The organism is Demequina pelophila (genome assembly GCF_000971175.1).
Lineage (GTDB): Bacteria > Actinomycetota > Actinomycetes > Actinomycetales > Demequinaceae > Demequina > Demequina pelophila.
In genome coordinates this window covers 113,520-127,720 of sequence record NZ_BBLY01000005.1, presented here as the reverse complement: position 1 = coordinate 127,720, position 14,201 = coordinate 113,520, and the positions used below count along the sequence as shown (strand labels likewise).

The 14,201-nt window shown below is 74.9% G+C and carries 11 protein-coding genes; 7 read left to right on the top strand and 4 right to left on the bottom strand.

All coding sequences use genetic code 11. The features are described 5' to 3' along the window. Positions 1-8 precede the first annotated feature (8 nt). On the bottom strand, positions 9-2,162 hold the full coding sequence (locus AOM03_RS08615) for a glycosyltransferase family 39 protein (RefSeq protein WP_156157685.1): 2,154 nt from the start codon (positions 2,160-2,162) through the stop codon (positions 9-11). Between the two features lie 88 nt (positions 2,163-2,250). Between AOM03_RS08615 and AOM03_RS08610 the strand changes: the two genes are divergently transcribed. Continuing rightward, on the top strand, positions 2,251-2,928 hold the full coding sequence (locus AOM03_RS08610; RefSeq protein WP_062380377.1) for a response regulator transcription factor: 678 nt from the start codon (positions 2,251-2,253) through the stop codon (positions 2,926-2,928). A 6-nt stretch (positions 2,929-2,934) separates the two neighbouring features. Further along, entirely contained in the window at positions 2,935-4,242 is a 1,308-nt protein-coding gene (locus tag AOM03_RS08605) for a sensor histidine kinase (RefSeq protein WP_062380375.1), read from the top strand. On the opposite strand, the gene AOM03_RS08600 is transcribed toward AOM03_RS08605, so the two are convergent. Next, the gene (locus AOM03_RS08600; protein ID WP_062380372.1) at positions 4,239-4,775 is read right to left on the bottom strand and encodes a GtrA family protein; all 537 of its coding nucleotides are present in this window, start codon (positions 4,773-4,775) and stop codon (positions 4,239-4,241) included. The two genes, AOM03_RS08605 and AOM03_RS08600, sit on opposite strands and share 4 nt — an antisense overlap. A 33-nt stretch (positions 4,776-4,808) precedes the next feature. Between AOM03_RS08600 and AOM03_RS08595 the strand changes: the two genes are divergently transcribed. Continuing rightward, positions 4,809-5,951: a 5-(carboxyamino)imidazole ribonucleotide synthase gene (locus AOM03_RS08595; RefSeq protein ID WP_062380370.1), complete on the top strand. Its 1,143-nt coding sequence runs from the start codon at positions 4,809-4,811 to the stop codon at positions 5,949-5,951. After that, positions 5,948-6,448 (top strand): 5-(carboxyamino)imidazole ribonucleotide mutase, encoded by a 501-nt coding sequence (gene purE, locus AOM03_RS08590; RefSeq protein ID WP_062380369.1) that lies wholly within the window; start codon positions 5,948-5,950, stop codon positions 6,446-6,448. Before AOM03_RS08595 ends, purE begins: the two co-directional genes overlap by 4 nt. Before the next feature lie 39 nt (positions 6,449-6,487). On the opposite strand, the gene AOM03_RS08585 is transcribed toward purE, so the two are convergent. Further along, a complete protein-coding gene (locus tag AOM03_RS08585) occupies positions 6,488-7,843 on the bottom strand; it encodes an LCP family protein (protein WP_062380367.1) in 1,356 nt (451 codons plus the stop codon). A gap of 80 nt (positions 7,844-7,923) precedes the next feature. Beyond that, a complete protein-coding gene (locus tag AOM03_RS08580; protein ID WP_062380365.1) occupies positions 7,924-9,213 on the bottom strand; it encodes an LCP family protein in 1,290 nt (429 codons plus the stop codon). A gap of 212 nt (positions 9,214-9,425) precedes the next feature. Here AOM03_RS08580 and AOM03_RS08575 point away from each other — a divergent pair, with 212 nt between their 5' ends. Genes AOM03_RS08575 through AOM03_RS08565 form a run of 3 tightly spaced genes read left to right on the top strand, consistent with a single transcriptional unit; the run spans position 9,426 to position 14,197 of the window. Then, entirely contained in the window at positions 9,426-9,746 is a 321-nt protein-coding gene (locus AOM03_RS08575; RefSeq protein WP_062380363.1) for a WhiB family transcriptional regulator, read from the top strand. A gap of 21 nt (positions 9,747-9,767) precedes the next feature. Then, complete coding sequence (locus AOM03_RS08570) at positions 9,768-12,890, top strand: glycosyltransferase (RefSeq protein WP_062380361.1); 3,123 nt, start codon at positions 9,768-9,770, stop codon at positions 12,888-12,890. Continuing rightward, complete coding sequence (locus AOM03_RS08565; RefSeq protein WP_062380359.1) at positions 12,887-14,197, top strand: DUF5719 family protein; 1,311 nt, start codon at positions 12,887-12,889, stop codon at positions 14,195-14,197. The genes AOM03_RS08570 and AOM03_RS08565 overlap by 4 nt, the downstream gene beginning before the upstream one ends. Positions 14,198-14,201 lie beyond the last annotated feature (4 nt).

Here is a 14,201-nt window from a genome sequence, read left to right as displayed (position 1 = left end):
GGTCCCCGTCAGGGGTTGGGGACATCGACCGCCGCGTCGCCTGCGGCGTCGCCCGCGCCGCCGAGCGCCGCGGGCGTGACCGGGACCAGCCGTCCGTCGTCGCCCACGATGCCCGCGACCCACGCGTAGTCGCGATCGAAGTACGTGTGGGGGATGGCCTGGAGCGTGTAGCTCGCCTGGCGCACCGTGGAGCGCTGGATCACCGGGGGCTCCGCGGTCCACTCGAACCAGTCGGCGTTGCGCGTCAGCAGCACCGGCGCGGTGTCCCACGCGGACGCGATCTGGGCGACCTGGGCTGGGGAGAGCGAGGCGAGCGCGAGCACGGTGGGCTGGTCGCACATCACGCGCAGCGAGCCGAAGTGGCTCGACGTGCCCGCGAGGATGATGGGCCGGTCGGGAGCGACCGCGCACAGGTCGGCGAGCTGGTCGCGCGCGCCGCCCATCTCCCGCACGAACACGGGCGTCGCCGCGGAGATCGGGTGCGCCTCGCCCGGGTTGACCGCCACCCAGGTGCTGAGCGGCAGCACGACGAAGGAGGCCGCGGCGACGCGGCGGGCCGTGCGCTCGCGCTCGCCCGGCCGTGGTCCCGGCCGATCGCCCAGGCGGGCCGCGATCCACCACGCCGCCACCGCGGCGCCGATCGCGAGGCCGGGCAGGGTCACCGCCTCGAAGCGCCGGAAGGCCCACAGCTGGTCCGGCACCACCTCCGGATTCCAGAAGTACAGCAGCGACGTGGGCAGGACGGCTCCGAGGAGGATCGCCCACTCGCCCTCGCGCCGCACGGCGCGGTACGCGCCCAGGCCCAGACCCAGGATCCCCAGGATCACGAGCGGCCAGGTGAGGTAGTAGCTGAGCCATGCGACCGTGTGCTCGGCATAGGTGCGGGTGGGGTCCACCTCGAGGCCCTGCGCGCGCTGGAAGGACTCGACCACGGTGTTGGTGAAGCGGTCCACGCTCGACTCGGTGCCGCGGTGCGACACCCACCACAGCGGCCGCGACGCGAGCACGGCGAGCCCGGCGATGAGCGTGCCGCCCACCGCGATGGCGCCGCGCCGGCCCAGCACGCGGCGCGCGCCGGTCGCGAGCCGGTCCGCGCCCGCGAGCCACAGCAGGATCCACAGCGCGATCGCCGCGGTCACGGCGCCGTAGCCCAGCATGAGCAGCCGCGTCTGGTCGCCCAGCCGCTCGACGTAGGCCTCGCTCCAGCGCCACGCGGACGCGTAGCCCGCCGCGAGGACGGCCGCCTGGGTCGCCGTCACCGCGAGCGCGTGGCCGGCCCGGCGCGTGCGGGGACCGTCGGCGAGCGCGAGCGCGAGGACCGCGCCGGCGAGGATCCCGACCGCGAGGGCCGCGCCGTCGATCCGGATGAACGCGATCGCGCCGGAGGTCGCCGCGCCCAGCAGCACGGGGGACAGGCGCCGGTCCGCGACCCCGCGCCACAGCCACACGACGGAGGCGAGCGCGAGCACGAGCGTGAGCGGCTCGGTGTAGGCCGGACGCGACAGGCCGATGTGTCCCACGGACAGCGCCACGGCGGCCGCGGGTGCGAGCGCGGCCATGGGGCCCAGCAGGCGCCGGGCGAGCACGTACACCACGAGCACGCCCACGGCGCCCACCACCGCGTTCGCGACGAGCACGCCCCGGTCGCCGCCCACCCAGCCGCCCACCGCGATGAGCGCGGGCAGCATCTTGGCGCCCTGCGGCTGCACCGCGTCGCCCAGCAGGTTCCATGCCTGCGACGCGTCGGGGAGCACGGTGCCGGACACGGCCGCGGCCTCGGGCGCGCCCAGCGCGGGGATGTCGGTGTGCGGGTGGTCCACGAGCCACATGCCCGACAGGGTGAGGAAGCCGGGATCGCGGACCACGATGAGGTACTCCGCGGACATGATGCCGTTGGCGACGGCCCACAGCGCGGCGCCCGCGGTCGCGACCAGCGCTCCCCGCGCCTGGGCGGCGGTCGCCCGGACGGGGCGGGGGACGATGCGCCAGGTCGCCGCGGCGAGCAGGCCGGCGGTGGGCAGCACGGTCCAGGGGAGATGGAGGCCGACGCTCACCCACGCGCCCGCAGCCAGCGCGAGGCAGACCAGCAGGTGCACGAGGCGCTCGGGCAGCGCCACGAGCCGGGCGCGACGCGGCGCGGGTGCCAGGGGTGCTTCCGTCACGCGGCCCCAGCGTAGTGTGAGGGCTCCGCCCGCGGAACGCGCGGGGGCGCGTCATTGCAAAGTGCCGCGCGCCCGGTAGTGTGCTTCCATGACTCGTATTGTTTTGGTCGAAGATGACCCGACCATTTCAGAACCTTTGACCCGTGCTTTGGGTCGTGAGGGGTACGACGTCGAGTGGCACGGCACGGGCGTGGGCGGGGTCGGGGGGGCCGGCGAGGCCGACCTCGTCATCCTCGACCTCGGCCTGCCGGACATCGACGGCGTCGACGTCGCGCGACGCATCCGCGACCAGGGCCTGCAGGTCCCGATTCTCATGCTGACCGCGCGCGCCGACGAGGTGGACCTGGTGGTCGGCCTCGACGCCGGTGCCGACGACTACGTGACCAAGCCGTTCCGGCTCGCCGAGCTGCTCGCCCGCGTCCGCGCCCTGCTGCGCCGACGCACCGGTGCGGAGGCGTCCGGGGAGATCGAGGTGGGCGGCGTGCGGGTCGACGTCGCGGGCCACCGCGCGTACCTGGACGGCGACGAGCTGCAGCTGAGCGGCAAGGAGTTCGACCTCCTGCACGTGCTGGTCCAGAACGCGGGCTCGGTCGTGTCGCGCGACACCCTCATGCGCGAGGTGTGGGCCGCCGAGGCGGGTGCCCCGTCGAAGACGCTCGACATGCACGTGTCGTGGCTGCGGCGCAAGCTGGGCGACGACGCGACCCGTCCGCAGTTCATCACCACGGTGCGAGGGATGGGCTTCCGCTTCGAGAACGGCGCGTAACGGCCCGTGAGGCGTCGCGTCCTCGTCGCGACCGTCTCGGCCCTCGCCGTGGCGGTCATCATGCTGGGCGTCCCGCTCGCGATCGCCGCCATGCAGATCGTCCGCGAGGACGCGCTGCGCGACCTCGACCTGCGCGCGGGCCTCGCCGCGCGCGCCCTCGACGCCCGGTACCAGTCGGGGGAGACGGTCACCGAGGCGAACGTCGCGTCCTACGTCTCGACCCGCCAGGGTTCGCCCTCGTACATCTACGTGCGCCTGCCCGACGGCACCGAGCTCACCGCGGGGGAGCGGCCCTCGCCCAGCTACACGCAGAGCGAGTCGACCGAGTCCGGCATCGTCGTGCTCGCGTACATGTCCCGCTGGGACGTGTTCTGGGAGGCGGCGCGCCTGGTCGCGCTCGTCGTGGTGTCCGGCGTGGTCGCGATCATGGCGGGCGTCGCCATGGGCACATGGCAGGCCAACAGGCTCTCCGCGCCGCTCGTGTACCTCGCGGCCAGCGCCGAGCAGCTGGGATCCGGACAGGTGCGCCCGCGCCTCGAGAAGACGGGCATCGAGGAGATCGACCTGGTGGCGGAGGAGCTGTCGCGTTCGGCCGACCGGATGGCGGCGCGCCTGGCGACCGAGCGCCAGTTCGCGGCCGATGCGTCGCATCAGCTGCGCACGCCCCTCACCGCGCTGTCGATGCGGCTCGAGGAGATCTCCGTGCTCTCGGACCAGCCGGAGGTGCGCGAGGAGGCCGAGAAGTCGCTCGAGCAGGTCGAGCGCCTCGTGGGCGTGGTCGACGAGCTGCTGGGGCGCTCGCGCCGCGCGCTCGGCTCGGGCACGGAACTGGTCCAGCTCGACGAGGTGTTCGAGCAGCAGCGCGCCGAGTGGGGGCCGGCCTTCCTCAACGCGGGCCGGCGGCTCGTGGTCGTGTCCACCGACGCGACCGTGTTCGCCACCCCCGGCGGCCTCGCCCAGGTGCTCGCGACCCTCATCGAGAACTCGCTCAAGCACGGCGGCGGCACCACGCGCGTGACCGCCCGCGACTCGGGCCCCAACCACGCCGTGGTCATCGAGGTGCGCGACGAGGGCGAGGGTGTGCCCGAGGACCTCGCCGGGCGCATCTTCGAGCGCGAGGTCACCAGCGGCAAGGGCACGGGCCTGGGCCTCGCCCTGGCCCGCGACCTGGTCACCGCCGACGGCGGCCGCCTCGAGCTCGCGCAGCGCGCGCCGGCCACCTTCGCGGTCTTCCTCCAGGGCGTGCCCACGATGGTCGAGATCGAGGAGATCGTGCCCCACGGCCGCCGGGTGCGGCCCCGCCGCCGAGGCTAGGAGCGGAAGGGCGCCTGGGCCCGGTCGCCGCCGGACCCCGCGCCGGCCTGGGCCTGGGCATCGTCCCCTGCCCGCGCATCGTCCCCCGCCGCGGCGAAGACGAACCTCGAGTAGCCGGCGTACCGCGTGACGGTGCCCATCCCGATGCCGACGAGCGAGGCGACGTTGTCCGCGAGCAGGCTCGTGAAGCCCAGGCCGTGGTGGCTGATCGCGACCGCCGTCGCCTCGACCGCGATGGCCGCGCCGTTGACCAGGCCGAACAGCGCGAGCTCCCGCACGGGATGGTGACGCGAGCCGCCGCGGAACGTCCAGTGGCGGTGGGCCGCCCAGGCGAACACGATCGACACGAGGGTCGCGATGATCTTCGCGGTGACGACCCGGTCGTCGTTGCCGGCGAGCGAGACGTCCGGGTGGAGCGGGCCCAGCCGCAGGAGGTTGAAGGTGCCCAGGTTCACGAAGATTCCGGCGACGCCGACCACGGAGAAGCGGGCGAGTTCGCCCGCCTTCCCGCGCAGCCAGGTCAGGAGTGTCATGGGGATCAAGGCTAGCGCCGGTAGGTTGTCCCCATGCATCCGATCGTCGCCGTCGTCGGCGGCGGCCAGCTCGCGCGCATGATGGCGGCCCCCGCCACGGCGCTGGGCATCACCCTCCGCGTGCTCGTCGAGTCGCGCGAGGCAGCCGCCGCCCTGCCCGCCCACGAGACCGTCGTGGGCCTGCCCACGGACCCCGACGCCGTCGCGCGGCTGCTCGCGCACCCGCGTCCCGCGGCGCTCACCTGGGAGCACGAGCACATCCCCGCCGAGGTGTTCGAGGCGGCGGCCGACGCGGGCGTGCCCGCCAGGCCCGGCCCGCACGCGCTCCTGTTCGCCCAGGACAAGATCGAGATGCGCACCCGCATGGATGCGCTGGGCCTGCCCGGGCCCGCGTGGGCGCACGTCGAGTCCCTCGCGGACGTCGAGGCCTTCCTCGCGGCCCACGGCGGCGAGGCGGTGCTCAAGACCGCCCGCGGCGGCTACGACGGGAAGGGCGTGCGCGTCATCTCGGACGCAAGCGAGGCGACTGACTGGCTCCGCGCATCGTCCCAGGGCGGGCCGCGGGTGCTCGTCGAGGAGAAGGTGCCCTTCGACCGGGAGCTGGCCGCGCTCGTGGCGCGCCGGCCCTCCGGGGCGATCGAGGCCTGGCCCGTGGTCGAGTCGATCCAGCGCCGCGGCGTGTGTTCCGAGGTGATCGCGCCCGCGCAGCACCTCGACCCGGCGCTCGCGGAGCAGGCCGCCGCGATCGGCCGCACCGTCGCGGAGGGGCTGGACGTCACCGGCGTGCTCGCCGTGGAGCTGTTCCTCGCGGGGGACCGCGTGCTGGTCAACGAGCTCGCGATGCGCCCGCACAACTCCGGCCACTGGACCCTCGACGGCGCCGTCACCAGCCAGTTCGAGCAGCACCTGCGCGCGGTCCTCGACCTCCCGCTGGGCGCCGCCACGCCGCTCGCGCCCGCGACCGTGATGGCGAACGTGCTGGGCGGGTCCCGCGCGACGCTCACGGACGCGCTCGCGGCGGTGGACGATGCGACGGCCCGGGTCCAACTGTACGGCAAGACGGTGCGCCCCGGCCGCAAGGTGGGCCACGTGAACGTGTCCGCCGCGACGGCCGAGGAGGCCTATGCGAGGGCCGTCGCGGCCGCCGCTATCGTGAGGGACGGAGGTGCGGCATGAGCGTGACCGTGGGAATCGTGATGGGGTCCGACTCGGACTGGCCGGTGATGCGGGCCGCGGGGGAGGCGCTCGACGAGTTCGGCGTGTCCTACGAGAAGGACGTGGTGTCCGCGCACCGCATGCCGGAGCAGATGATCGCGTACGGCCACGAGGCGGCCGCGCGCGGGCTGCGCGTCATCATCGCGGGCGCGGGCGGCGCCGCCCACCTGCCGGGCATGCTGGCGTCCGTGACCACGCTGCCCGTGATCGGGGTCCCCGTGCCCCTCAAGCACCTCGACGGCATGGACTCGCTCCTGTCGATCGTGCAGATGCCCGCGGGCGTCCCCGTCGCCACGGTGTCGATCGGCGGCGCCCGCAACGCGGGGCTGCTGGCGGCTCGCATTCTGAGCGCGGGCGAGGGCGCCGAGGCGGACCGCCTGCGCGCGCGCATGGCGCGCTTCCAGGAGGACCTGCGCGACCTCGCGTACGCCAAGGGGGCGGCGCTGCGCGAGGCGTGAGCCGGCCCGTGCATCGTCCCTCGCGGGACGGCGCACGGCTCAGCCGCAGCTGTTGAGGATGTCCTGCTCGGTCTCGCGCTCGGGCGTGCTCGACACGGTCGGCGTGGAGGTCGACTCGGTGGCGGAGGGCTCCGGGTCGGCGGTCTCCGAGGGCTCGTCGGCGGGCTCGTCCGTCGCCTCCGCGGTGGCCTCCTCGGTGGTGTCCTCGGTGGCGTCGGTCGTCTCGCTCGGGGTGGCGGCGCCGTCCGCGTCGGCGGACCCGGTGGCCTCCGTGGCCGAGGGCTCGGGCGCCGAGCCGTCGTCGTAGTCGGGGTCGATCGGCTCGTCGGCGAGCAGCCGGGCCCACAGCTCGGTCGCGTCGGGCTCGGTCCACACGACGTCGCCGTTGTTGTCCGTGGGGTAGTGCCACGGCGTCGTCGTCATGTACAGGTTCTTCGTGTCGAAGTTGCGCAGGCTCCAGGCGAGCCCGAGCAGGTAGTGCGAGTCGCCCAGCTCGGGGTCCATGGTCAGCGACTGGGCGAGCGCGTTGACGAAGGCGGTGCCCTTGGTCGCGTCCGTGAGCATGTTGAGGCCCAGCGCCTTGCGCGCCATGTTGGTCAGCAGCTCCTGCTGGCGCTCGATGCGCATGAGGTCCGTGCCGTCGCCCAGGCCCTCGCCGGTGCGGGCGCGTGCCCACGCCAGCGCGGTCTCGCCGTCGAGCACCTGCGCGCCCGCCTTGAGGTCCAGGTTCGCCTTGACGGAGTAGACGTCGTTGGGGATGCACATGGGCACGCCGTCGAGCGCGTCGACCATGCCGATGAAGCCGGCGAAGTCGACCACCGCGTAGTGGTCGATGCGGATGCCCGTGAGGTCGTAGATGGTCGACGCGACGCACGCGGCCGCCTCGCCCACGTTGCCGTTCTGGCCGCCGTTGGCGAAGGCGATGTTGAACTTGCCCGTCGTGGCGGAGGTGAGCGAGCCGTCGAGCATGCGGCACTCGGAGATCCGGACGCGCGAGTCGCGCGGGATGGAGACCAGCTCGATGCGCTGCCGGTCGGCCGAGATGTGGGCGATGATCGTCGTGTCGTTGCGCATGCCGTCCACGTCGCCGCCGCCCAGGGCCTGGTTGTCGTCGCCGATGCGGGTGTCGGAGCCGAGCAGGAGGATGTCGATCGACTCGCCGCTCGACGGGTCGACGGGCTCCGCGTCCGGGTCCTCGGTGACGGCCGGCAGCAGCGCGCTGATGTCGTGCGTGGTGAAGCCGTCGTCGATGCGGTCCAGGCTGGTCTCGACGAACACGAGCCCGAATCCCGTCACCGCGGCGAGCACGGCGAGGATCGCGCCGAGCGTCCGGTGGGCCGGCACGCGCGTGGCGTGGCGCAGGCGGCGAGAAGTCGGGGTCACCTCGACGGTCACATGGTCTCCAAGGTCGGTGCGCCGAGGCGCGGGCGTGCTGGCCTAACGCGCGCGCGTCGGCTCACGTTCCGACGCGCACCCTATCGGCACTCGTTGAGCAGCTCCTCGACCGGGGACGTGACGTGCGGCGTCGGTGACGACGCCGGGCTCGACGGGGACGGACGCGCGCCCTCGGTGGCGGTCGAGGCGTCCGCATCCTCCGCATCCGCGGTGGCGGTCGAGGCCGTCCGGCCGTCGTCCCACTCCGAGCTCGCGTCGCCCTCCGCGGTCACGGACAGCGGTCGGTCGCTGCGCATATCGTCCCACACCTGCGCGGCGTCGTCGGTGAGCTCGACGTTGAGGCGGTCCTCCGTATACGCCCACGGCGCGGTGGTGAACTCGATCGCGTCGGGGTCGATCCCGCGCAGCGCGAAGGCGAGGCCCACGAGGAAGGGGACGTCCGCGAGCTCCGTGTCCATCGCGACGGACTCCGCGGCGGCGCGGACGAAGCGCGTGAGCTCTCCGGTGTCGGTGAGGAGGTTCTTCGACACGACCGTGCGGGCCACCTGCGACAGCAGCAGCTGCTGGCGGGTGATGCGCTGGAGGTCGGAGCCGGACACGTCGCCCACCTCCGCGGTGCGCAGCCGCGCGAATCCCAGGGCGGTCTCCCCGTCGAGCACCTGGGGCCCCGGCTCGAGGTCGAGGTGCGCCTTCTCGGACACGATCCGCTCGGGGATGCACATGGGGACGCCGCCGAGCGCGTCGACCATGCCGATGAATCCCGCGAAGTCGACCACCATCCAGTGGTGGATGAAGACGCCGGTGAGCTCCTCGACGGCGCGGATGGTGCACGCGGCGGCCTCGCCGGCGTTGCCGCGCTGGCCGCCGTTGGCGAACGCGATGTTGAAGTCGCCCGACGCCGCCGGGACGGTCGACCCGTCGAGGAGCCGGCACTCGGGGATCTCGACCTGGGCGTCGCGGGGGATCGACACCGCGTCGATGCGGCTGCGGTCGCCCGCGATGTGCACCAGGATCGTGGTGTCGTTGCGCATGCCGGCCACGTCGCCGCCGCCGAGCGCCTGGTTGTCGTCCCCGGCGCGCGTGTCCGAGCCCATCAGGAGGATGTTCAGGGCCTTGCCCGCGTCCGGGTCCTCGGGGTCGTGCGAGACGACGGGGCGCGCGGTGCCGACGATCTCGGTGACGTCCTGGGCGTTGGCGCCCAGCGTCGAGTCGAGCCTCTCCACCACCGTGCCCGCGTACGCGGCCGAGAACGCGAGCGCGCCGACCGCGACCATCGCGACCACCCATGCGGCCACCCCCGCCCGGCGCGGCCGGGCATGGCGCGCCGGGGTGGCGGGCGCGTCCCGGTCGTGAGGTTCGAGGGGGTCCATTGGCCCCTATGGTTCCACGCCCGCGCGTCGGGCCGCCCGCGGGAGGTCCCGCGCGGGTCGCGGAACCCGCCGTATGACATCCGACACGCCCGGGCGCGTGATGCGGGAAGTTCTTGGGATAGCACTGTCTCGGACTTGACGCGGGCCGAGTGACACGGGTGTAATTCATGCAGGCGGCGGCGGTTGTCGCTGTCCTGATCGGAGGTGGGGCCATGTGGAATATCTACGAAGGCTCGGCGCACTCCGACGCAAGCACGCCGACCCCGACGCTCGCGTCCGTGGTCGACATCTTCTCCGAAGTCGAGGACGACGGTCCGCTCGCGTGGCAGGACCGTGCGCTGTGCGCGCAGACCGATCCCGAGGCGTTCTTCCCTGAGAAGGGCGGATCGACGCGTGAGGCCAAGAAGGTGTGTGCGTCTTGCGACGTGCGCGCCGAGTGCCTGGACTATGCGTTGGCGAACGACGAGCGGTTCGGGATCTGGGGAGGACTCTCGGAGCGCGAGCGGCGCAAGCTCAAGCGTCGCGCCGTCTAGGCGCGCCCGCGTGGGTCCGAGGTGAGCGCGGCGCGCCTTCTGGTGCGCGCGATCGTGGTCGCCGACGGCCGCTCGTCCCACCTTCCCGCCACCCTCGCCGCCGTCGCGGCCCAGGACCCGCGCCCCGACGTGGTGCACGTGGTGCTTGCGGATGGCGTCGACCGTCCGGTGGTGCCCGACGGCTTCCCGGTCGACTGGATCGAGGGGCTCGGCCGCGACCTCTCCGCGTCGATCGACGCCGTGCTCGCGGCGCACCCCGCGCTGCCGCAGGAGTACCTGTGGCTCCTCCATGACGACTCGGCGCCCCTTGAGGGCGCCCTCGCCCGGCTGGTCGCCACGGCCCGCAAGCGCACGGCCGCCGGCGTCATCGGTGCGGCGCAGGTCCAGTGGGACGACCCGTCGCGCCTGGTGTCCATCGGCACCACCACGACGCGCGTGGGCGCCCGCCGCATCGACCTGGTGGACCAGGACGACATCAACCAGGGCCAGTACGACGATCGTGACGACGTGCTGGGCGCGTCGCTCGCCGGCGCCCTGGTGCGCCGCGACGTGTGGGAGGAGCTGGGCGGCCTCGAGCCGGCCTACCGCGGCTTCGGCGACAGCCTTCACCTGTGCCGGCGCGCCTGGCGGGCCGGCCACGACGTGGTCGTGGTGCCCCGCGCCCGGATCCGGCACGCCCAGGACGGACTGCGCGGCCTGCGCGCCGGGAGCGCGCGCGGGGAGCGCGCGACCTACGGCAGCCGCCGCGCGGGGGAGTGGTTCCACTCGCTGGCCTGGTCCCCGCTCGGCTGGACGCCGCTGCTGCTCGTGTGGCTCGTGGCCTCGGCCCTGGGGCGCGTGATCCTGCGGATCGCGCAGAACGAGCCCCGCACCGCGCTCGCGGATCTCGCGGTGCCCTGGCGGGTCCTCGCACGGCTGCGCTTCCTGCCGGGCGTGCGCGCGCGCATCCGGCACGGGTCGCGGCGCGGACGCACCATCGTGCGCCCGCTGCTCGTCGGCCCGCGCGCGGCCGCGTCGTTCGTGCGCTCCCGCGAGATGCGCTCGCACGAACGCTGGCGCGCCCTGCACGCGCCGTCGGACGTGGTGCGCGAGGAGCTCGACGCGGCGGCGACGCGGCGGCGGGTGGGCGCCGGCCTGGTGACGCTCGGCGCGCTCGGCGCGTCCGTGGTCCTCCACGGCACGTGGCTCACCGCGCTCCTGTCCGGCCGGATGCTCGTGGGCGACGCGCTCGGCACCACGGACCTCGACCTGCCGTCCCTGTGGGAGCGCACGTGGTCGGGCTGGGCGGCCGCGGGGCTCGGCGCCCCGGCGCTCGACGGCGCCTTCGCGGCGCTGCTGCTGCCCGTGGCCGTGCTGCCGGGCGGGGTGCGCTTCTGGATCGGGATGCTGCTCGCCCTGGGCGTGGCGCTCGGCGTCATGGCGGCATGGTTCGCCAGCGGCGCGGCGACGCGCTCGGTCGCCGTGCGCGCGTGCGTCGCCTTCGCCTACGGGCTGTGGCCGATGCACCTGCAGGCGATCTCGGACGGCCGGGTGGGCGCGGTGCTGGCGCATGTGATGCTGCCCTGGTTCGCGCTCGGGCTCGCCCGCGCCGCCGGCTGGCACCGTGGGGAGACCGTGGGCGAGGGCGAGTCCTTCCCCGCCCGCCAGCAGGCGTCGCCGAGCGCCGCGATGGGCGCGGCGTTCTCCCTCGCCGTGATCGCCGTTGCGGCGCCGGTCATGCTCGCGCCGCTCGTCGTCATCGTCCTGATCGCCGGCGTCTTCGCCGGCCGGCATCGCTGGCGCGTCTGGTCCGCCGCGGTCCCCGGGCTCGTGGTCTCCGGCCCCGCGCTCGTCGCCGCGTGGACCACCGGCTCCGTCGAGTCCGCGTGGGCGATCCTCGCGCGCGAGAACGGTCCCGCGCTGGCGTCCGCGATCGCCGAGCCCTGGCGCCTGCTGCTGGGCGTCGGCGCCGAGCCCCGTCCCGTCCCGGGACTGGACGTGCCGGCGACCGTCACGGTGGCGGGCGTCGGGGCGATCGCCGTGCTGGCCGCGCTCGCCGCCGTGGCCTCGGGCAGGGCCTCGCGCGCGGTGTCCGCGGGCCTCGCGACCGCCGCCCTCGGCGTGGCCGTCGCGGTCGCCGCCGAGCGGACCGTCGTGGTCGGCGTGCACGAGCCCGGCGCCGCCGCCAACGGCTTCGCGGGCCCCGGCACCTCGCTCGCGCTCGCCGGGCTGCTGACCGCCGCGGCCGCCGCCTCGGCGGGAGGCTGGTGGTGGTCGCACGGGCGGCGCCGCTCCGCCGTCCGCCTCACCGCGGCGGTCTCCCTCACGCTGGCGGCCGGCGTGCTGGCATCGACGGTCGTGCTGGAGGCGTGGCCGAGCCGCGCCGAGCGTGGCGACGTGCACCCGGCCGACTCCACGGTGCTGCCCCTGGTCGCCGCGCTCGAGCAGCAGGTGGCCACCCGTCAGCGCGTGCTCGTGCTCGAGGACGCGGCCGACGAGGGCGTGACGTACTCCGTCCTCGAGTGGGACGGCACCCAGGTGCTCCACGGCCGCGCGGGTCTCGACGCGGACGGCTCGCCGTTCGCGCGCCCGGACGCGACGCCGGCGACGGTCGACACCCTCGCCGACGCGGTCGCACAGCTCACCGGCGCCGGCGCGGGCGCCCAGGAGGACCTGGCCGCGTGGGGCGTCGGCGTCATCGTCGCCGCGCCCGACTCGCCGCGCATCGCCGGCTCGCTGGGGCAGATTCCGGGGCTGCGGCTCATCGGCGCCTCGGACCTGGGCACCACCTTCCGGGTCACGCGCGCGGACGGCTCCACGCCGGTGTCGCGCGCCTGGATCGAGTCCGGGTCACGGCTCGTGACCCTCGACTCCGACTCCCGCTCGGGACGCGCCGAGGGCGCGCTCCCCGCCGGCACCCTCGTCGTCGCCGTCCCTGCCGACCCCGCGTGGTCGGCCTGGGCGGACGGGGTCGCGCTCGAGCCGGTGGACGATGCGCTGGGCCGGGCCGCCTTCGCGGTGCCGGACGGCGCGAGCGAGGTCGTCTACGAGTACCGCGACGACACCTACGCCGGGTGGTGGTGGGCCGGCGCCGCGGTCATGGGATGGGCGATCGTCGGCATGATCCCGCTCCACGACCGCCGCTACCGGGTGGTGCGCGCATGATCGGCCGCCTCGTCTCCGGCGCATCGGCCCTGCTGCTCGTGGGTGCCGTGGTCGTCGCAGAACAGCTTCCGCACGCCGAGCCCCCCGCCGTCGAGGCCCTCCACGTGTCGGTCGAGCCCGAGGCTCAGCCGCTCGCCTGCCCGGGCCGGGTCGAGGTGCCGGTGGGTGACATCGACGCCGGCGGCGAGGACGTCGACCCCGGCTCCGACGACGTCACGTACATCGTCTTCGCCGACGACATCGACGGCGCGGGAGCGGGCTTCACGACCCCCGGCCTCGCCGGCGCCACCATCGAGCGCGTGGGCTCGGGCGATGTCGAGGGGCTGTCCACCGCGAGCTGCGGCGACGCGTTGGCCGACCAGTGGCTGGTGGGCGGCACGACCCGCCTGGGATCGAGCGCGCGCCTGGTGCTCACGAATCCGACCGCCGCCTCGACGGAGGTCACGGTCGAGGTGTACGGGGCGCTCGGCGCGATCGAGGAGCGCACCGTCGTCTCGGTGGGCCCCGGCGGCCAGGCGGACCTCCTCCTGGAGGCCATCGCGCCGGAGCTGCCCGCCCTCGTGGTCCACGTCGCGGCCACCGGCGCGGGGGTGGCCGCCGCGCTGCAGGACTCCCGCCTCGACGGGTTCCAGCCGCTGGGCACGGACTGGGTGGTGCCCGGCGCCGGCCCGTCCACGAGCCTGCTGGTGCCGGTCGTCGGGGCGAGCGGCGCCGCCGCGACCACGCTGCGCCTCCTGGCGCCGGAGGGCGCGTCCGTGGACCTCGCCCTCGATTCGCCCGACGGCGCCGTGGCCTGGGGAGGCGTCAGCCCCCTCGCGCTCGAGCCGGGCGTGGTGACCGAGGTCGCGGTGCCCGCGGTCGCCGCCGGCGCGATCACGATCGAGGCCGATGCGCCGGTGGTCGCGGGCGCGATGACGCGCGTCGAGCGCGAGGTCGAGGACGGCCCCCGCGACGCGGTCGCGGCCGACCTCGCGTGGAGCGCGGCGGTGGCGGCCGACGACGTCGGGGAGAGGGCCGCCGTCGTCCCGGACCCGGGGGCACAACTGGTGGTGCATGCCGTCGAGGCCGGCGACTTCGTCCTGGTCGACGAGGACGGGGAGGAGCTGCGGGTGATCGCGCTCGCGGCCGGACAGACCGTGGTCGAGCCGCTCGACCTGGACCGCGGGACGGTCGTCGCCGCGGAGGGCCCGTTCGTGTGGGGCCTGCGGGTGCAGACCTCGCCCGGCTATCTGACGATCCTGGCGCCGCGCGTGACGGTCGTCGAGCCCCGGGACGTCACCGCGCTCGAGGGCCCCTACGTGCCGTAGCCCG

What these genes read in the sequence shown, in the direction of transcription:
- AOM03_RS08610 (WP_062380377.1), top strand. Translation starts at nt 2,251, where the DNA reads ATGACTCGTATTGTTTTGGTCGAAGATGACCCGACCATTTCAGAACCT.
- AOM03_RS08600 (WP_062380372.1), bottom strand. Translation starts at nt 4,775, where the DNA reads ATGACACTCCTGACCTGGCTGCGCGGGAAGGCGGGCGAACTCGCCCGC.
- AOM03_RS08595 (WP_062380370.1), top strand. Translation starts at nt 4,809, where the DNA reads ATGCATCCGATCGTCGCCGTCGTCGGCGGCGGCCAGCTCGCGCGCATG.
- purE (WP_062380369.1), top strand. Translation starts at nt 5,948, where the DNA reads ATGAGCGTGACCGTGGGAATCGTGATGGGGTCCGACTCGGACTGGCCG.
- AOM03_RS08580 (WP_062380365.1), bottom strand. Translation starts at nt 9,213, where the DNA reads ATGGACCCCCTCGAACCTCACGACCGGGACGCGCCCGCCACCCCGGCG.
- AOM03_RS08575 (WP_062380363.1), top strand. Translation starts at nt 9,426, where the DNA reads ATGTGGAATATCTACGAAGGCTCGGCGCACTCCGACGCAAGCACGCCG.
- AOM03_RS08565 (WP_062380359.1), top strand. Translation starts at nt 12,887, where the DNA reads ATGATCGGCCGCCTCGTCTCCGGCGCATCGGCCCTGCTGCTCGTGGGT.